This window comes from Oribacterium sp. FC2011, from assembly GCF_000701645.1.
Lineage (GTDB): Bacteria > Bacillota > Clostridia > Lachnospirales > Lachnospiraceae > Oribacterium.
In genome coordinates, this window is record NZ_JNJM01000001.1 from 53096 (window position 1) to 73328 (window position 20233).

Genomic DNA, 20233 nt, shown 5'->3' on the forward strand with positions numbered 1-20233 from the left:
TGGTACTGCAGAATCAGGTAAGTATGAACCTTCATCAGCCAACTATCACCACAGGAGCTTCAATGGGGCCTGTTGATCCGGGTGCACCGCTTGGTCCAAATTCTCTGGTCTCAGGTTCTGATGTTTCCACCGTTACCGGAATATCAAACGTAATCGGAATCTGCGGGGTTGGAGTACTGGATCTTGAGCCATAACCATCATCAGTGCCACGATCCTCTTCTTCAGGTATTTTAATGCTTCCTCCTCTGGTATGAAGCTCGCAATCATCCTTTGGAACTGTGCCTTCGGCAAAATACTCTGTTATCACTGCACTTCCACGAAAATCATTATAACAGCCACGTGACGGGAGCATGCCTGACTTACGGCATACCTTTTCCTGAACGATGCCTTCGGGCTGCTCAAATCCGATATCCGGAAGGCCTTCATGAACTCTTTCCATGATCTTACGCCAGATGTCCTTGTGGAAACCGGAACCTCCGTTGTACTCACCGCTTGCATTGTCAATGAGTGGCTGGTTTTCATCACAGCCTCCCCATACACCACCTATATAATAAGGTGAAAATCCTACAAACCATATGTCCACATCCTTTGTGGTGGTACCGGATTTTCCCGCAAGACTCATTCCGTCAAAATGGGCTCTTGTGGAGGTGGAATTTACATTTATGGATCCTGAAAATGCTCTGTTGGGAAGCATTGACTGGCTCATGGCGTCTGTTAAAAGAAATGCCGTAGTGGCCTTCATGGCCTGCACCGGTTCATCGAGAGTTGTATCGATGATTACATTACCGTTCTGATCTATGATCTTCGTAAAGAACTTTGCTTTATTGAATTTTCCGCCGTTTGCTATGGTTGCATAGGCCTGAGTCAGCTCAAGATTTGTCACACCATTTGTAACACCACCGAGAGCAAGTGCCGGATTCTCATCATCATCAACCAGAGATGTGATACCCAGACTCTCAGCGTACTGGCGACCCTTTTTAGGATCCAGCTGCTCCATAAGACAACGTACCGCAACGATATTAAGGGAATAAATGATTCCGTCCCTTATGGTCTGATATCCAAGAAATCCTTTACTGTACCAGTTTTTAAAGGTCTTTGTTCCCAATGTATACTCACCGTCATAGAAACTTGTGGCAAGTGTTGCACCGTAAAGATCTATTGCAGGGGCAAAACTGGAAATAACTTTGAAAGTTGATCCCGGCTGTCTCAAAGTGTTGGTTGCTCTGTTAAGCGACAACGAAAACAGCTTCTCGCCACGTCCTCCGTTTACAGCCTTCACCTGACCTGTATGAGGATCCATAAGTACAAAGGATACCTGTGGCTCCAAAGTTGTGAAAAAGCGTTCACCAAGCTCCACATCTGTATCGGTAAGAAGTTCTGTCTTATATTCATTTATATAATTATGTGCGGACTCTTCCGACTTAAACAAACCATTGAAGGAAATGCCTCTGACATCTTTAATATAATGAAGAAGATCTCTTTCTGAATAGTTGACTATCGTACCGTCATCGTGTTTAACAGTATATCTCCAGGTGATTGAATACTTTGCGGTATCATAATTATCGGGATCATTAACCTCTTCATCAACTATTGCCTGGAGTCTCGGATCCTGAGTGGAATAAATGCTCAGTCCACCTGAATACAGAAGATCCGTAGCTTCCTCCTTTGTGTAACCCAGTCTGTCCTGAAGCTCCTGTACAACCTGCTCTGTAAGCTCATCAACAAAATATGAATATGGCTCCTCCACCTGAGAAGATTTCTGAATGTCTACGTCCTTTATTCGTGCGTAAACATCATCAGCCTTTGCGGCATTATACTGTGCCTCTGTAATATAGCCCTGCTCAAGCATATTGGAGAGAACCTGAGCACGTCTTGCTGCATTTTCCTTTGGATGAGTAATAGGGTTAAGACCTGAAGGATTTTTGGTAATGGCAGCGATTACGGCACATTCAGAAAGATTCAGAGTATTAACTTCTTTATTAAAGTAGCGTCTGGCAGCAACCTTAACTCCGAGAGTGTTGGAACCAAGATTTATGGTGTTCAGATACTCGGTAATAATGCTTTGCTTAAGCTCTTCTTTTGTCATGTTTGGCTGATTTTCAAGCTCCAGAGCCAGATACTGCTCCTGGAACTTTCGGACATATTTTTCAAAGGCACCCTCGTTGAGGCCGCCGCCGAAAACATTATTCTTTATAAGCTGCTGGGTAATGGTTGATCCGCCGCCGGCCGAGGAATCATCGGAAACAACACCTCTTACGGCACGAAGTATGGATTTAATGTCTATTCCGTTATGTTCCCAGAAACGCTCATCCTCTATGGCAACAAAAGCATTGATCAGATCCTCAGGAATCTGCTCATATTTTACTCTTTCACGGTTAGACCCTTCCTGTACAAGGGTTGCCGTAACGTTTCCCTCAGTATCATAGACCTTGGAGGCATATGCTGTGGGTCCCACATGTATGGACTTAAGGTCCGGTGCAGAATCCAAAACACCTCTGAACATACCAAAGCCGAAAGCAACGGCGATGATACTTCCGAATACTGCTCCGATAATAAGACTCATCTGAAAGAAGTGAGTGATACGGTAACCTATCTTACCTTTGGTGTTATCCAGCGCGTCCAGGGTTTTATCAATATTGTATCTGGTGTAGTTTGTCATTTATTTCCTGCCTAAAGTGCCTGAGCAACTTTAAATTTGTATATATGTCTGCTTTATGCATAGTAAAACATTTTAATTATACTAGCCCTCGCAAACCTATGCAATGAAACAGGGCTTACAAATATATTTCACTTAATCAAATGGAGGGCATCCATTTAAATGGATGCCCTCCGGCTCTGACCTGCTCTTTCGTAAAGCTAAGATATTTTTTGAACTCAGTTCACAAGTGTTTTGATATAGTCTGCGATTTTCTCGTCCTTGCAGTTGGCGAAGAAAAGCTCTTTGAACTTTTCGCCCCGGAAAGCACCTTTTACAAGTTCTGGATCGAGTTCCTTCAGAACTTCTACGAGGTCCTGTCTCAGGGTGTGCCTGCGAACTTCGTCAAGGATCTTCTTGTTTCTCTGCTCGGGCTCACGTCTCTCTGGTGGATATCCGCCTCCGAAAGGCTGTGAGAAGAGTTTCTCGAAAATGTAAACGAGATTCAGGTCTCCGCCCCAGCCGAACTTAAGTGCGAAAGGAAGGGCAACAGCATTACCATCGTTGATCTGTGCAAATGTAAATGCATCCAGCGGATCCTCTACATGTCCGCAGATAACGCCCGGGAATGAGTTAAGTGCAAGCATTGCGCCCTCGCCTGTTCCGCAGCCTGTTACGACAAAATCTGCCGCACCGCTGTTGAGAAGTACAGCTGCAAGGATTCCGTTCTGAACATAGGTGAGCTGTGCTTCGTCTTCAGCACTGTACATACCATAGTTGTCTACTGTGTAGCCCTTCTCGTCTGCTACTTTCTTGAGAGAGCTGTAGATCATGGCATTTTTTCCTGCCTGAGAGTTCTCATTGATTAACGCGATTCTCATTATATTTCTCCTTAATTGCAAAAAGTTAACCGTTTTACTAAAAATCATTCTAAATCACTTTGTCGGCAATTGCAAGAGCTTATCGCAAGATTGTATGACAATATACATCGGTATAGTCGAACCATAATAACCGGAAATCCACCGTGGACGGTTCTCGCCGGTGAGAACCGTCCACGGTGGATTTCTGTCAAACTCCTTCTCCGTTCCAGTCAGGGATGAAGCTTTCTTTTGCAACACTGCCGTCCTGAATGAAGGCGCGGGTCACGCCTTTTTCCATGGCATAATTTATGAGACGTTCATATTCACGGTGAGTGACTTTTCTGTTTATCTCAGGATATTTTTCCAGGCGTTCGAAAGGAGTGAACTGGTGCATGAGGCTGAGGAAAACATTGTCACCGTAGGTGTCGTAAACGTAGTCCACTACAGCCTTTCCGTTTTTTACCATTCCGGGCATCAGGAGGTGTCGGACTATTACGCCTTTTTGCATGATGCCGCTATCGTCAAATGCCGGCTCCGGGCACTGTCTCACCATCTCGGCAAGGCTTTCTTTCGCTCTTTCGGGATAATCCCCGGCGCCTGAATACTTCTTTGCTTTTTCAGAGTCCATATATTTGAAATCGTCAAGGTAAATATCAGCGAGACCGTCCAGCAGTTGTATCAGCTCCCTTGTCTCGTAACCGGAGCAGTTTATAACGTAAGGAATTTTAAGCCCCTGATCTCTTGCAGCAATCATGGCTTCCCTGATTTCCGGAATGTAGTGATCCGGAGTTACCAGGTTAATGTTATTGGCGCCTTTTTCTTCAAGCTCCAGAAAGATTTCCGAAAGGCGGCCAATGCTTACTCTTTTGCCGTTCTCACCATGGCTCAGCTCATAGTTCTGGCAGAAGACGCATTTAAGCGTACAGCCCGAAAAGAATACCGTACCTGAGCCTTTGGTTCCTGAGATGCAAGGCTCCTCCCAGAAATGAAGTGCGGCTCTTGCAACATATATATCTGATGAAACTCCGCAGACACCGGTTTTTCCGGTGTTTCTTTCCGCTCCGCACTTTCTCGGGCAGAGTTCGCAGTGCTCCAACATCGGGTGAGATGAATGAATATCTCTTAGTTCTTTTTCTTTTGTAATAACAGGTTTATTCATTTTTATGACCACTTTATTTGTCCACAAGATTCTATACCGGTATTATCCGGACACGATTTAATATCCTTGTATCGACTGTTCATGATACTAAGTAATCCACCGGGGACGGTTCTCGCCAGCGAGAATCGTCCCCGGTGGATTTACCGGTGGATTAGATTTCACTTTCGGAAGTTAGCGTTTTTTCTGTTCTCTTCCGCGTTCTTTCTAGCCTGTTCGGATTTCGGCATGGAATCAATGCGGGCCTTCTCCTTCTGAAGCTCCTGAGCCTTTCGCTTCTCATCCTCCATGTGTATCTCATCTTCAGTGAGGACGCCGATCTTCAGGTCGTTTTCATTATCATACCACTCAAGGAAGCTGTGCTTCACATGCTGGCGCTTGAATCCGAGGATCTTATTGAGGCTTATATTCTCCATGGCGCTGAATATATTTCGTTCAACGTACGGGTTTGTTTCCTTAAGCTTTTCAATGAGGTGCTTGGTCTCAAGACGCTTTGAGCTTGTCTGTCCGTCAGTGTGGCAGGTTGAGCAGGTGGCTGTAAAATGGCAGGCGCACTGAATAAAGTTAAGGTGATTATAATCTCGCCAATGCTTTATCTCTGCTTCATGTACGAGATAAAGCGGTCTGATGAGCTCCATACCCGGGAAATTGGTGGAGTGAAGCTTTGGCATCATGGCCTCATACTGTCCGGCGTAAAGCATTCCCATAAGAATGGTCTCGATAACATCATCAAAGTGGTGTCCGAGTGCAATCTTGTTGCAGCCCAGCTTCTGTGCTTCCTTATAAAGGTATCCTCTTCTCATACGCGCGCAGACGTAGCATGGAGACTTTGGAATGTTATAAACCGAATCAAAGATGTTAGTCTCAAAGATGGTAAGAGGGATACCCATGAGCTCTGCATTTCTCTCGATGATCTTGCGGTTCGCCTCATTGTAGCCGGGATCCATGCAGAGGTACACAACCTCAAAAGGAAGCTTGTTGTGGCGCTTAAGCTCCTGAAACAGCTTCGCCATAAGCATAGAATCCTTACCGCCGGAAATGCAGACAGCAATCTTGTCTCCCTCTTCCACCAGATTGTAATCACAGATGGCTTTCACGAACATGCCGTAGATATTTCGTTTAAACTTCTTACGAAGTGATTTCTCAATGTCTTCTCGTCTCTGCTCTGAATCAAGGTCTCTCTGTATCTGGCGGAGCACCCATTTACCGTAGCCTCCCTGAAGGCTGTAGGCTTCATACCCCTGATCTGCGAGATTGTCGGCAGCGGCCAGGGAAAGCTCTCCGTACTTACAGTAAAGGACAACTTTTTTGTCTTTGGGGATAACATGATTCTTATCCGCAATATCCACAAGATCTACTCTCATGGCATCCGGCATCTTGCCGGTAAGAAAATCCTGTTCCTCCCGGACATCTATAAGGGTATAGCTCTCCTTAGGCCAGGTTTCAAATTCATCTATTGTTATTTCTCTGATTGTTGCGTCCATATAATCCTCAGTTCTTAATTCCAATTAAAGCATTTTCTCGAAAAAGCACATTTTCCTTTATATAAAAGGCTGCAAAAAATCTCTTGAACAATGCTCCTATATTATCCTCTTCGAAACAGCAACGACGATTATATGTTATGTGCAGTATTTCGGCAAGTACAAACAAAGGACACCGGAAAATATTCCGATGTCCTAATGCAATCATTTTTTATTTTATACTGATCAGTTAAGCTTGATTCCATTCTTCTTCATGAGGTCGCCAAGTGTAGCTGTAGCTGCTCCTGACTCCTTGTAATTTGCGCGGAAGTCGTCACGCTCTTCCTTCTCCTTGCGTTCCTTCTTCTCAGCCTCAAGTGCCTTCATAGAAAGAGAAATCTTTCCGTCCTTGATGGCAATAACCTGAACCTGAACTGTCTGTCCTTCCTTGAGCACATCTGAAGGTGACTTAACACGCTTGTTTGAAATCTCCGATACGTGGAGAAGTCCCTGAACATCATCACCAAGGTCAACGAATGCACCATAATCCTTGAGAGTCTTAACAGTACCTTCTGTTACGAGACCAACCTGAATCTTTGCAGCCTTCTCTTCCTTTGCCTTATCCTGCTCTTCACGAAGAATTTCTCTTGCGGAAAGTACAAGCTTGTTGTTCTCAGGCTCAGCTGTGATAACGCGAACATTAAGCTTCTTTCCTATCCAGTCCTTCAGCTCTTCTTCCTTGATGAAGTTAAGTGAAAGCTTTGAAGCAGGGATAAATGCTCTGAGTCCGTTAACTGTAGCAGTAACACCGCTCTTTACAGCTTCGGCGATCTCTACCTGAATGGTATTCTTATTCTCGAAGTCATCAAGAATCTTCTCCCACTTACTCATGTCAACGCGCTTTGCATTGGCATGTTTCTTGAATGATGCCTCAAGCTCGTCCTTAAAGTCATCCATGGATGGGATTTTCTCCTCAGCAACCTTCTTTACTGTCTCTACAGCTGCCGTAGCTTTTTCCTTAATCTCGGCTGCTGCCGCAACAGCAAGATCCTTTACATCACCGGTTGTAACCGCAAGATCTTCAGCAACATTCTCGGCTGCCTTCTGTGCTTCTGTCTTAACATTCTCGTTCTTGATTTCTTCTGCCATAATCGATGGTACCTCTTTTTTCATTATAATCCCGGGACTCGCCCTATTGCCTTATATCATAGCACAAAAAAGGAAGTTTTAACATAATGATTTACTCCAGAAAAATCAAGGGATTATTGCAACTGGAGCAGCTAAGCAGCCACTGTCATTTCTTCGATTGGGCGTTTTTGGGCGGCGGCGGTTTCGTAGATGCGGGCGCATATCCGGTAGCGGCGGAAGGTGTTCAGGGCTTTCTTTTCATCGCAGTAGATCACCTTTGTATTTTCTATTGTTTCAGCTGAGAATAATTGGTAAAATCAAGGAGTTGTAAGATATCTCCGATAAAGCACTCATAGCTTTTCACGGGATATTGAGAAGCAATCCAATGGGTATTCCACGGATGCTTTTGTGATCATTTAAATCGAATGAAAGGAATAACTTATGGCAAATCCAATAGTTACTATCACAATGGATGACGGTAAAGACATAAAGATCGAGCTTTATCCCGATATCGCACCAATCACAGTAGAGAATTTTGTAAAGCTTGTTAAAGATGGTTTTTATGATGGTCTTACTTTCCATCGTATAATCCCGGGCTTTATGATTCAGGGCGGAGATCCTGAGGGAACCGGAATGGGCGGTCCGGGCTGGTCTATCAAAGGAGAGTTTTCTTCTAACGGAGTAAAGAATGATCTGAAGCACACCCGCGGAGTCATCTCAATGGCTCGTTCCATGAATCCGAATTCCGCAGGATCTCAGTTCTTCATCATGCACCAGGATTCACCTCATCTTGACGGTGAGTACGCTGCCTTCGGAAAGGTTACAGAGGGCATGGACGAAGTTGACCGTATCGCTTCAATTCCTACCGACTGGAATGATGCCCCTAAAGTTTCTGTCACAATGACGAAAGTAACAGTTACTGAATAAAGACACATTTCCTGCGGATCCTTATAATCCGCTCAGAAGCAAGTGGTTCCCACAATTTAGAATCATTTGCACTAAAAAACGGTGGTCTGTGATCAACTCACAGCCACCGTTTTATTGTTTTAATTATTTTTCACCCGGAGCCTTACGAAGATCGATTCCACGAATAACCTTACGAAGTCCAAGTATGGAAACAGGATTTACAGACAGCTCATCAACTCCGTAGCGGAGGAATGTCTCTGTCAAAGTCAGATCCGCTCCGAGCTCTCCGCAGATTCCAACCCATGCACCGTGACGGTGTCCTGCCTCGATAGTCATCTTGATCGCTTTCAGAACTGCAGGATGATGAGTATCAAGGAAAGGATCCAGAGCCGCATTCTGACGGTCTATAGCCAATGTATACTGGGTGAGATCATTGGTTCCGATGGACATGAAATCACATTCTTCGGCAAGCTCATCCGCAATCAAAACAGCTGCCGGTGTCTCGATCATAACACCGATACTGTACTTGCCGATTGTAACTCCCTTCTCAAGAAGCTCTTCTGTACACTCCTTAATAAGCTGCTTGCACTCATTAAGCTCTCTTGCGGAAATGATCATCGGGAACATGATACCCAGATTTCCGTAAGCAGAAGCACGAAGCAGTGCCCTCAGCTGAGTCTTGAAGAAATCTCTTCTTGTGAGGCAAAGTCTTATCGCACGACATCCCAATGCCGGATTGTCTTCCTTTACGAGATTCATGTAATCTACCTGCTTGTCAGCACCTATATCACAGGTACGAATGATAACCTGCTTTGGAGCAAGTGACTCAACTGCCAGTCTGTAGGCATTGAACTGCTCTTCCTCTGAAGGATAATCCTTGGAATTCAGATATACAAACTCTGAACGGAACAGTCCTACTCCGCCGGCATCATTCTGCTGAACAAGTCCGATATCTGAAGGTCCGCCTATATTAGCATAAACCTTGATTGTCTTTCCATCGATGGTTGTATTGCTCTGTCCCTTAAGTTCCTGAAGCAATGCCTTCTGTCTGTTATCGGCATCCTGCTTACTCTTAAGAGACTTCATGAGATCCTCTGTAGGTTCAATGTAAGCACAGGCATTGTAGCCGTCAAGAATGGCTGTCTTTCCGTCCCACTTGCTCGCTACATCACCGCACTGAACCAGAGCCGGGATTCCCATGGATCTTGCAAGTATAGCCGTATGGCTGTTAAGTGAACCTTCTCTCGTAATGATTCCGAGAAGAAGTGATTTATCGAGACGTACAGTCTCTGAAGGTGTAAGATCATTAGCCACAAGGATGCAAGGATCTGTTCCCTGCATAGATTCGGGATCGATACCAAAGAGTACATTAAGAACTGCCTGCTCGATATCATAGATATCTGCTGAACGCTCCTTCATGTACGGATCATCCATCTCGGCAAAAACACGTGCCTGATTGTTGAAGGCTGTCTTTACGGCATACTCTGCATTGTGCTTCTGGCTGACAATGATCTCCTTTGTAGCGTCGATGAGGTCATCATCCTCAAGCATCATTGCATGCACTGAGAAAACCTCTGCACTTTCCTCGCCGGCATCGATAACTGCCTTTTCGTATAATGCATTCTGCTGATCGATAGCCTTTTCACGTGCCTCGTCAAAACGAGCAAGTTCAGCGTCTGTATCTTCAACAAGACTTTCACTGATAACTACCTTCGGTGGTGTGTACACCTTGATCTTTCCGATTGCTATTCCATTAAGAACGCTTTTACCTGTTGCAACTTGCATACTTTTCTCCCTTTTTTAAAGACAAAAAATAAAGCCTCCCGGAAGTTACCTTCCGGTCTTCCGAGAAGCTTATGATTTTGATCAGAAATTATCGTTAAGTGCCTTCTCAAGTTCAGCTGCGCATGTCTCTTCGTCATCACCTTCGATCTGAATCTTGACGGTATCTCCCTGCTTAACACCCATACCCATAAGAGCAAGAAGCTTCTTCATATCTGCATTCTTGTCACCCTTATAGATAGTAACCTTTGAATTAAAAGCCTTTAAAGCCTTTACAAGGATACCTGCAGGTCTTGCGTGGATTCCATTAGGGTCATTAACTGTAAACTCGATCTCTTTCATGTTGATAATCTCCTTTATTTTTTAAGTACTGTTACAATTATATCACATTATACACTAACTTGCTTGTAATCGTCACTATTTGTTAAAAGAACTACAACCACATCCGGGTGATCGGCAGCCTTTATGGCAGCCTTGGAGAATTTAAGTATCGGCTGGCCGGCCTTAACCTTGTCACCATCCTCTACCAAAGGCTCGAAGCCCTCTCCGTTCATGGCTACGGTATCAACTCCCACATGGATAAGAACTTCCATATCTCCGGGACCACTAAGTCCGATGGCATGCTTTGATTCTGCCACTGAAGAAACTTCTCCATCGAAAGGAGCATAAACAATTTCGCCTTCAGGTTCGATTCCGACTCCCGCGCCAAGTACACCTGATGCAAATGTCCCGTCAGGAATCTTGTCCTGTGGAATTACATTACCATTGATAGGTGCAAGTATGGTTCCTGCCTCACAGGTGATAACCGGCTTCTGCTCGAATTTCCCGGTCTCTGCCGCCTCATCCACAGGCTTATTTACCGGCTTTTTAACCTCTTCCTTCCAAAAGCTCCAGGTTCCTGCAAATGCTACTCCGCCGGAAACCAGAAGAAGAACTGTATAAACTCCTGCATTATTGATAGTAAGATATCCCGGGATACCGGTTACACCGTAAGCTGTAGCACCGATTCCTGTGATGGCACCGAAGATTGAACCGATGGCTCCGCCCACCATACCTGCAACAAAAGGCTTATAAAAACGAAGGTTTACACCGAAGATTGCAGGCTCTGTAATTCCGAGGGCAGCTGAAAGAGCTGAAGGAACCGCGATAACCTTTGTCTTATTGCTCTGAGACTTGAGACCTACTGCAAGACAGGCACCGAACTGTGCGAAATTCGCTGCCGATGCTATAGGCATCCAGGTGTTGAGACCAACACTCGAAAGCATTCCGGCCTCGATTACATTGTACATGTGGTGAAGACCCATAACTACGGTTACAGGGTAGATAGCACCCATTACCATAGCGCCCAGCGGGTTCTTTACAAGTACCTGTGCTCCGTTGAGAACCATGGTTTCAAGTCCTGAGAAGATAGGTCCTATAATAGTAAATGTAATAAGAGCAGTGATAAGAACTGTACAAAGCGGTGTTATAAAAAGATCCAGCATTTCCGGAACATGCTTATGGAACCATTTCTCAACATTACTCATAAGCAGCACCGCAATGATTACCGGAATTACGTGTCCCTGATAACCAAGCTGATTTATCTGGAACAATGAATAAGATTCCGTGATCCTGATGTGTCCGAAAAGGTACCATACATCATATCCTGCTGCAGCATTCCAACCGTTGGTAAGGGCAGAGTGGATCATCAGAAGACCGATAACTGCTCCCAGGAAAATATTTCCACCGAAAACTCTGGCTGCCGAAATTGCAACGATTACAGGCAGGTATGCAAATGCTGTATTCGCTACCATATCAAGGAAAGCGTACCAGTCTGTTTCCGCAAAATTAAGTCCCGGAATCTTTCCGAGAGCCTCTACAAGACCCATCATAAGACCGGATGCAACGATAGCCGGAAGAATCGGTACAAATACATCACCGATAGGCTTAAGGAGCTGCTTCCACAGTGGCTGCTTGGCAGCTGCAGCTGCCTTTACATCATCCTTTGTAGCTGCTGTCATACCTGTGATACTCAGGAATTCATCGTAAACCTTGTTTACGGTTCCTGTTCCGATGATCAATTGGAGCTGACCATTGGATTCAAACATACCCTTTACGCCCTCAACATTGTCAAGGTACTCCTTGTCAACCTTGCTGTTATCCTTGATAACAAGTCGGAGTCTCGTTGCACAATGCGCTGCCTGTGCGACATTATCACGACCACCTATGTGGTCAACAATTTCCTGCGCACACTTTCTGTAATCAAGTGCCATTTTATTTACCTCGCTTTTAGATATATAACACTAATCTGCCACATAACCCCCCGGCAGACATGCACGATTGAAAGCATGGATTATTTGATTAATGCTGTCTCCATGAAAAACAGCCGGCCGGTTTTCAGATCTTATATTGCCTGCATCACACCGATTGATCGGTTTTCGAATCCGGACACATCAGGTATCAGGCTGTTTATGTCCTGACCGGTCTGTACTCAACGCTTTATATGAGCTTAAGATCTGCAAATGCCTTGGCAAGACCATCCTCAGTAACCGACGGACAGACGATATCGGAAATCTCCTTGAGCTTTTCGGAGCCGTTTGCCATACATACAGAAACGCCTACGGTCTCTATCATCTCAAGGTCATTCATGCTGTCTCCGAAGCCTATGGTGTCTTCGATGGGGATTCCCAGGTGCTCCGCAATGAGCCTTACGCCTTTACCCTTATCGAATTTCCGGTTAATGAGTTCGCCATTGACACATCCATGTGCAGGAACATCCTGTATAACGAAGCTGAAATCCTTCTCAAGAAGCGATCTGCATTCATCTATCTGGGAATTCTCCCTTGCCATGATGACTACCTTGTAAATGGGCTGCCCGTCATACTCATCCATGGGGCGGATACCGAGATTTTCACTCAGAGCTTTTCGCCAGCGCTCTATTTCGGAATTACCGCCCTCGGTGCTGTCAAGAAAATCCTTCAGGTTTGCGTCTCCAAAGGATCCATCCTTCCCTTCAATTGTACAGAACACACCGTTTTTATGAAGTGATTCCAAAGCTATATCAAGCTGTTCCTTACTCATGGGGCAGTCATAAAGAACCTCATCACCACAGGTAACGTATCCTCCGGAGCTACCCACAACTCCGTCAAAATCATATTTCAGCACAGGCTTTAACATATCAAAATTTCTTCCTGTACAGAGAAATACTTTATGTCCGTTCTGTTGGGCTTTCTTTATGGCTTCCACAGCACTGTCCGGCGGAACATTGGTCCCCGCAGGAGTAAGAGTGCCGTCAATGTCTACGAAAATCAGTTTATTTTTCATATCCGGTCATCTCCAAATCTATGTCAATCGATTGACATAGATATAGTTTAACAAATTTTTAACAATATTGCACTATAAAACTTCAATTATTGATTAAAAAATATTATCTGTCCGGTTCTCTGAATAAAAACCCTGATTTCCAAACAGATAAAGGTCTTTTTAAACTTCTAGCACTTGGCAATAAGCCATACAAAATCTCTTGCCGGAATTCCAACAGCCTTTGCTTCTCTCCGTTTATTGGTCATCAGATCTATATATTTCCCTTCTTCGTTGATCCAGGCTGTTTCATCCTGAGTCGAGAAATTAAAGAGACCTATCATCTTTTCACCGTGAAAATATCTTCCTATTCCAAGGATGTGATCATTATAGGTTTCAATTATCCAGCAGTCTGCTCCGGATTCAAAAACTATATGTTTTGAACGGAGCTTCTCAAGCTTTCTTAAAGCCTTATAGATACGTCCCTGTCTCTTTGCGGGAGATTTTCTTGCCGCAACCTCATCCCATTTGAAGGCACCTCTGTGGAGATACCTTGAATCATCCCATTTTTCCGGATCCTCATGGTAAGTGTAGTCATTAAGCTGACCTATCTCATCTCCGGAATAGATGATAGGGATTCCGCTCTGGGTAAGCAGAAATGCGTGCAGCATTATGTCAAGCCGTATTCCTATATCCAGCTTCCAGTCATTTCTTTCATACTCTGCTGCCTCAATGCCGCAAAGAGAAGCTGTCGTTCCGCATAGTCTTGCGTCTCCCAGTCTAGGGTCATTGTTGTAAAGCTCGCCTCTTGAATCAAGGCCGTAATGTGCTCCGCAGAAATATTCATTAAGGAACTTTTTATGGGAAACCTCTTCTACCCCGAATTGCCTAAGATAGTTATAGTCGAGACCCCATCCTATATCGTCATGGCAGCGCAGATAGTTAAGGAAAACATACTGCTTCGGAAGTGCGAAAACCTGTCCGAGCTGATGCTTCATGAGTCTCACGTCCTGAGTCGCCACAGTATGCCAGGTACTTGCCATAGTGGTAACATTGTAAAGCATATGGCATTCCGGCTTTTCGATGGTACCAAAGTACGGAACTACCTTGCTTGGCTCCATTACGACTTCTCCCAGAAGCAGTGTTCCCGGACATACGATCTCGGATGCCATTCTCATGATACGCACAAGGGTATGTACCTGAGGAAGATTCCGGCAGCTGGTGCCCAGTTCCTTCCAGATATAAGGTGTGGCATCAAGCCTTATGACATCAACACCGTGATTACACAGGTTCAGCATGTTAGCGGTCATGTCATTGAACACAACCGGATTTCTGTAGTTGAGATCCCACTGGTATGGATAAAAGGTAGTCATCACCACCTTATGAACCGCCTCACACCAGGTGAAATTTCCGGGTGCCGTAGTCGGGAAAACCTGTGGTACGGTTTTTTCGAACCTGTTGGGGATATCCCAGTTATCATAGAAGAAATATCTGTCCTGATACTCCCTCTCACCATTCCTCGCGCGACGGGCCCACTCATGATCCTCGGAAGTATGATTCATGACGAAGTCCATGCACACACTCATTCCGTTCCTGTGGCACTCTTCCGCAAGTTCCTTCAGATCCTCCATGGTTCCGAGCTCCGGCTGAACTCTTCGAAAATCAGAAACCGCATATCCTCCGTCGGAACGTCCCTTAGGGCTCTCGAGAAGCGGCATAAGATGAATATAATTTGAACCGGTCTCTTTAAGATACGAAATCTTTTCCTTAACACCATTCAGAGTTTTGTTAAAACAGTTCACATACATCTGCATTCCCAGCATCTCGTTGCCACGATACCAGTCAGGAACCAGTTCTCTTGCTTCATCCCATTCCCGGAGATCCGGATCACGCTCTTCATAGTACTGATGAAGCATGCATAAAAAATAGTCAAAGGCCTGCTGATCATTATGATACAGCTCACTATAGAGCCACTTAAGCTCATCATAATGCTTATCAAGCCGCTCCTTAAACTCTTTCTCCAATTTAATGCTTTCAAACATATCAATGCCTGTCCTTTGTTATTAGATTTTCAGTTCACGTTCTAAATAGAATTAATATTGCCCTAAACGTAATTATAAGAAAATATTTCCGTCGTAGCAATGAAATGACAGAGTATTTATAAAAAAAATATTATTTCCTTTTTTTTATTATGATTATTGATTTTTTACAATCCCTCCTCTACAATCGAGTTAGTTTATTTTTTCACAATTTTTGTGGATTGCATAAGGTTTATATGAATAATCACATTCATACGTCAGTCTTTCGCAAAGCAGATTATCGATGGTCTGACGGTCAAGGTATTCAGGAGGACAACATATGTTATATGGAGCATTAGAAGCAGGCGGAACCAAGATGGTATGTGCCATAGGTGATGAAAACGGCAAGATTCTGGAACAGATTTCGATTCCAACTGTTTCTCCGGAAGAAACCATGCCAAAGATCATTGACTGGTTTAAGAACAAAAACATTGAATCTCTGGGCATAGCCGCCTTCGGTCCTATCGATCTGGACCGTAATTCACCCACATATGGAAGCTTCACCACTACTCCGAAGCTTAAATGGGCAAATTACAACATTGTTAAAGATATGAAGGATGCCCTGCATATTCCCATCGGCTTTGATACCGACGTTAACGGCTCACTGCTGGGAGAGATAACTTACGGACAGGCCAAAGGACTTACTGATGCTGTTTATATCACCATCGGAACAGGTGTGGGCGGCGGAGTAATGTCTAATGGAAAGCTTGTTCACGGAATGCTCCATCCTGAACTTGGACATATGAAGCTTCTTCCTTATGAGGGGGATACTTACAAGGGTCACTGTCCTTACCACGGAAACTGTCTGGAGGGTATGGCAGCGGGTCCTGCTATTGAGGAACGTTGGGGCAGGAAGGCCATCGAGCTTAAGGATGATGCAAAGGTTTGGGATATGGAGGCTTTCTATATTGCTCAGGCGCTTTGCAATATTATCCTTATCATGAGTCCTCAGATCATCATTCTGGGTGGCGGAGTAATGCATCAGCTTCAGCTCTTCCCTCTCATCCGTGAAAAGGTAAAGGAGATGCTGAACGGCTATCTGAAAACTTCGGAGCTTGCGGATATTGATCACTATATCGTTCCTGCGTCACTGAATGATGACCAGGGTATCATGGGATGTATCAAACTCGCGATTGACGAGAAAGAACTGGAAGGTTAATTAAACCGGTCGGAGCCGGAGGGCAGCTGTTTGAATGCGAGTCGCTTCGTCGGAAAAATCTAAAATCGGACATCTAAGAGGCTCTAGGCCCTCGCCAATGTCTGAGTTTACTTTTATGAAAACTCAGACTTGGCGAGGGGGCTAAGGAAAAGGAACCAAGAGCCTCTAAGATGTCCGATTTTGATTTTTCACGACTCAGCTCAACGCATTCAAACAGCCGCCCTCCGGCTCCTACTTTTAAGACTATCTGCCAGATTTAATGAGCGTTTATATCTACCCTGCCGGGGTCGTATTTGCTGTAGCGGATCTTCTGGGAACCGTAGAGGCCGTAGTTTCCTGAGAACAGGAAAGTAATAGCTACGCCCAGGAGAATAAATGGTGAAAGTTCGAAACCGAAGAGTTCGAAGCCGATCAGGATCGAGGTCATGGGGCAGTTTGTCACTCCGCAGAAGACAAATGTGGCTCCGAGGGCTGCGCCCATGGTGGGGGACATTCCGAAAAGAACGGCAGTGGCATGTCCGAAGGTGGCACCTATGAACAGTGTGGGTACGATTTCGCCGCCCTGAAAGCCTCCGGAGAGTGTTACAGCGGTGAAGAGCATTTTCAGCAGGAATGCGTAGGGTACAATTTTAAATGCTCCGTCGAGAACACAGGATTCTATGATCGCAGCACCGGCTCCATTGTATGTCTGGGCGCCGACTATCAATGTGAGTGCCACAACTATCGCGCCGCAGATGGCAGCTCTCAGATAAACATTTTTGACAGTAAGCTTTGCAAGCTTTTTTGAGCTGTGAAGTACTGAGCAGAAAAGTACTGCCACCAATGAGCAGTAGAGCGCGAAGAGAACCGTAAGTCCACCCTGCTTAAATGAAAACTCCGGCACATTCGCAATTATCATGGTTTCTTCTGAACCCGGGTTTATGATTCCCGCAACAACGTGAGCCGTAAGAGCCGCAACCACACAGGGCATAAATGCGGAGTAATACATCACTCCTACAGTACTCATCTCTATAGGCATGACTGAGGCTGCCAATGGCGTTCTGAACAATGCTGCAAAGGAAGCACTCATGCCGCACATGATGGTACGTCTCCGGTCTTTATCATTAAACCCGATAAGCAGTCTTCCCAGGGCATCCCCCAGGGAACCTCCAACCTGCAGCGCCGCTCCTTCTCTTCCGGCTGAACCTCCGAATAAATGAGTCACGACAGTGGAAACTATGATAAGCGGTGCCATGCGAAAAGGAACTTTCTGATCGTTATGTATGGAATCTATGACAAGGTTTGTTCCTTTTGGTGAATCCGCCCCTAAAACATGGTAGTACCAGACTATGGCAACTCCCGCAACAGGTAATCCGAACAGTATCGCCGGATGAGCTGCCCTTAAAGCTGTAACCCAGGCAATGGCTTTTCCGAATAAGGCGGCTACAGTTCCTATCAGGCTTCCTGAAATTATGCCAAATATCATCCATTTCAGATTGATAAAGAATTTCTCAAATAAAATCCCGGATTGCTTGGAAAACTTTATAGACATTTTTTATTCCTTTTTTCTTTTAATCCTTAAACTCATCATCAGGGAAATGCCATACAAAACATTTCCCCGAGATATTGATAAAATATGCTATTTATACTGTCTGCTGAGCAATACCTTTAATGTTGTCGATAGCCCAGTCTTCATTTTCTATGGTTATGATAGATCCGCAATATGGACATTTAGCTGTCTGATTGATATCAAGAGGTGCTCCGCAGTGAGGACATACAACTGACTTAAGTCCCGTCTCTACAGTTGTCTTTATTCCGGTCTTTCTGCAGAGATCATACTCATAGGTCATGAATTTTTCTCTGTTCTTATCGCCGGAAATCAAAGCTCCTGTCTCATCATTAACTGTATAATCCACTATACGTGAACGAACTTCACAAATAATGTGATCCATACCGTTTTCCTGATACCAGGTCATAGGCTCAACTGCAAGTACAGCGATCCTTTCAATATAATTTGTCTGCTTGTTTCTTCTTAAGGCATCAAGCTGACGATCCGCCTGGTTATAGAAACTATCGGTAAGATATGGTCGTACTTCTGAAAGATCCTTATCCTGCCATGCATTCTGAAGCTTCACATAGACATTGGAGAGTCTGGAAGCAAGCTCAGAGCTGTTAAAGTCAGGATCAATCTCTTTATAAGTATCGATAGGTTTACCCTTAGGTGCCTGTCTTCTTGTGTTAACATTGACAGATTTGTTGGCATGGATGGAATTCATCTTCGCATTCGCTCTCATAAAATATATCATAAGAATGATGAAGATGATTACAGCGATGATGATTATTGGGGGGACGTCATCTGATTCCGATCCGTAATAACCTGAACTGTAACCTCCCGAGCTGTAGCCGCTTGAACTTCCGCCCCAGCTTGAGCTTGAACCGCTGTCCCAGCTTGAGCCGCTGTCCCAGCTTGAGCCACTGTCCCAGCCTCCCGAGCTGTAATCGGAATCACCGGAAAAGCTTCCAAAATCTGCGCGTCCGGTTAATGCAAATGCCGCTATAAGCAGTCCCACCAGGAAAAAACCTATCAGCTTTCGTCTAATCTTATTTTTCATAAATCTCATACTCCTGTATTATAATAAATGAAACATGTGCCCCGGATGATCCGGATAATGTTTACACCTAAAACAAATTTAAATCAAAGCCATTGTTAATTCACTTTTTTAGTTTAGCATTTTTTCAGCATATTATATATAACGGTTTCATTAATGAATTATTTATCACTATCAGACTATTTAAAACAGACCTATGGTCAAAAAGTTTATAAAATCTCTCTTCAATCAGGCTGTACCTGTCCTAACCGGGACGGAACCGTATCAAGGGGAGGCTGCATATTCTGTTCAGAGGGAGGCTCCGGAGATTTTGCCGCACCGCTGCTTCCCATAAATGAACAGATAGATTTCGCCATAAAAAAAGTTGAGGCAAAGCTGCCTGCCGGGAAAGAGCATAAATATATAGCCTATTTCCAATCCTACACCAACACCTACGGTGACACAGGAAAGCTGAAGGCGATGTATGCAGAAGCACTTAGTGATCCACGGGTTGCTGCACTGTCCATCGGAACAAGACCCGACTCCATAAAGGACGATATGCTTGAGACATTGAAACTTCTGCAGGCACAGTATGGCAAGAAAATCTGGGTGGAGCTTGGCCTGCAGTCTATTCATGAAGACACCGCATCACGTATTAATCGGGGATATACTCTTCCGGTTTTTGAAAACACCTACAGGAAGCTTAAAGAAGCAGGTCTTACGGTAATCGTCCATGTTATTCTGGGATTTCCATGGGAAACTAAAGAAGATATGCTTGAAACCGTGAGATACCTCTCTTCTCTCTCCCCGGTGCTTGACGGTATCAAGCTGCAGCTTCTCCATGTACTGAAAGGAACCCGGCTTGGGGATGAATATCTCCGGCATCCGTTTCATGTGCTGGAGCTTCAGGAATACTGCGATCTTGTAGTCAGATGTTTAAAGCTTTTACCAAAAGAGACCGTTGTACACCGTATAACCGGAGACGGTCCCAAAAAGCTTCTTATAGCTCCATTATGGTCCGGTGATAAGAAAAAAGTTTTAAATACGCTAAATCGCGCGATAAAACTTTCATAAATAAATGAAGCTTTGGTATAGGCCATGGCTATATAGCAACCGCATGACATAAATATATTAAAAATTTCGAAGAATTCTGTTGCCTATTCCCAATTCCTTAAGCTAGAATGTAATTAAAATCTTAATTATGATACCTAGTTAGTGAATTT

Annotated in this window: 16 protein-coding genes; 4 read left to right on the top strand and 12 right to left on the bottom strand. The window is 44.5% G+C overall.

The window, feature by feature from the left end:
* Positions 1 to 34: 34 nt before the first annotated feature.
* From T357_RS0100210 to T357_RS0100230, 5 genes are all read right to left on the bottom strand, one after another.
* Entirely contained in the window at positions 35 to 2659 is a 2625-nt protein-coding gene (locus tag T357_RS0100210) for a transglycosylase domain-containing protein (protein ID WP_049962160.1), read from the bottom strand.
* Positions 2660 to 2874: 215 nt separating this feature from the next.
* Positions 2875 to 3516 (bottom strand): RpiB/LacA/LacB family sugar-phosphate isomerase, encoded by a 642-nt coding sequence (locus T357_RS0100215; protein ID WP_029200298.1) that lies wholly within the window; start codon positions 3514 to 3516, stop codon positions 2875 to 2877.
* A 187-nt stretch (positions 3517 to 3703) separates the two neighbouring features.
* Complete coding sequence (locus T357_RS0100220) at positions 3704 to 4594, bottom strand: radical SAM protein (protein WP_031547439.1); 891 nt, start codon at positions 4592 to 4594, stop codon at positions 3704 to 3706.
* Positions 4595 to 4812: 218 nt separating this feature from the next.
* Positions 4813 to 6135, bottom strand: a complete 1323-nt coding sequence (locus T357_RS0100225; RefSeq protein ID WP_081827970.1) for a PP-loop family protein — start codon at positions 6133 to 6135, stop codon at positions 4813 to 4815.
* Between the two features lie 222 nt (positions 6136 to 6357).
* A complete protein-coding gene (locus tag T357_RS0100230) occupies positions 6358 to 7260 on the bottom strand; it encodes a S1 RNA-binding domain-containing protein (RefSeq protein ID WP_049962161.1) in 903 nt (300 codons plus the stop codon).
* Between the two features lie 86 nt (positions 7261 to 7346).
* Here T357_RS0100230 and T357_RS0100235 point away from each other — a divergent pair, with 86 nt between their 5' ends.
* Positions 7347 to 7541, top strand: coding sequence for a hypothetical protein (locus T357_RS0100235; protein WP_031547445.1), 195 nt, complete (start codon positions 7347 to 7349; stop codon positions 7539 to 7541).
* A 139-nt stretch (positions 7542 to 7680) separates the two neighbouring features.
* Entirely contained in the window at positions 7681 to 8166 is a 486-nt protein-coding gene (locus T357_RS0100240; protein WP_031547447.1) for a peptidylprolyl isomerase, read from the top strand.
* 123 nt (positions 8167 to 8289) lie between these two features.
* Here T357_RS0100240 and ptsP read toward each other — a convergent pair whose 3' ends face one another.
* The 5 genes from ptsP to T357_RS0100265 form a co-directional block, all read right to left on the bottom strand.
* A complete protein-coding gene (gene ptsP, locus T357_RS0100245; RefSeq protein ID WP_031547449.1) occupies positions 8290 to 9930 on the bottom strand; it encodes a phosphoenolpyruvate--protein phosphotransferase in 1641 nt (546 codons plus the stop codon).
* Between the two features lie 81 nt (positions 9931 to 10011).
* On the bottom strand, positions 10012 to 10269 hold the full coding sequence (locus T357_RS0100250) for an HPr family phosphocarrier protein (RefSeq protein ID WP_031547450.1): 258 nt from the start codon (positions 10267 to 10269) through the stop codon (positions 10012 to 10014).
* Positions 10270 to 10316: 47 nt separating this feature from the next.
* Positions 10317 to 12179: a PTS sucrose transporter subunit IIABC gene (locus T357_RS0100255; RefSeq protein WP_031547452.1), complete on the bottom strand. Its 1863-nt coding sequence runs from the start codon at positions 12177 to 12179 to the stop codon at positions 10317 to 10319.
* A 226-nt stretch (positions 12180 to 12405) separates the two neighbouring features.
* Positions 12406 to 13230 carry a Cof-type HAD-IIB family hydrolase gene (locus tag T357_RS0100260; RefSeq protein WP_031547454.1) on the bottom strand — a complete coding sequence of 275 codons (825 nt, stop codon included), beginning with the start codon at positions 13228 to 13230 and terminating at the stop codon, positions 12406 to 12408.
* Positions 13231 to 13397: 167 nt separating this feature from the next.
* Complete coding sequence (locus T357_RS0100265; RefSeq protein WP_031547456.1) at positions 13398 to 15248, bottom strand: alpha-amylase family protein; 1851 nt, start codon at positions 15246 to 15248, stop codon at positions 13398 to 13400.
* A gap of 316 nt (positions 15249 to 15564) precedes the next feature.
* Here T357_RS0100265 and T357_RS0100270 point away from each other — a divergent pair, with 316 nt between their 5' ends.
* A complete protein-coding gene (locus T357_RS0100270; RefSeq protein ID WP_031547458.1) occupies positions 15565 to 16443 on the top strand; it encodes an ROK family protein in 879 nt (292 codons plus the stop codon).
* Positions 16444 to 16699: 256 nt separating this feature from the next.
* Here the strand turns inward: T357_RS0100270 and T357_RS0100275 are convergent, their stop codons facing one another.
* Positions 16700 to 17974 carry a chloride channel protein gene (locus T357_RS0100275; protein ID WP_044915701.1) on the bottom strand — a complete coding sequence of 425 codons (1275 nt, stop codon included), beginning with the start codon at positions 17972 to 17974 and terminating at the stop codon, positions 16700 to 16702.
* 91 nt (positions 17975 to 18065) lie between these two features.
* Entirely contained in the window at positions 18066 to 19034 is a 969-nt protein-coding gene (locus T357_RS0100280; RefSeq protein ID WP_031547462.1) for a TIM44-like domain-containing protein, read from the bottom strand.
* A gap of 153 nt (positions 19035 to 19187) precedes the next feature.
* Between T357_RS0100280 and T357_RS0100285 the strand changes: the two genes are divergently transcribed.
* Positions 19188 to 20084 carry a tRNA modification radical SAM protein MnmL/YtqA gene (locus T357_RS0100285; RefSeq protein WP_031547464.1) on the top strand — a complete coding sequence of 299 codons (897 nt, stop codon included), beginning with the start codon at positions 19188 to 19190 and terminating at the stop codon, positions 20082 to 20084.
* The last annotated feature ends 149 nt before the right edge of the window (positions 20085 to 20233 follow it).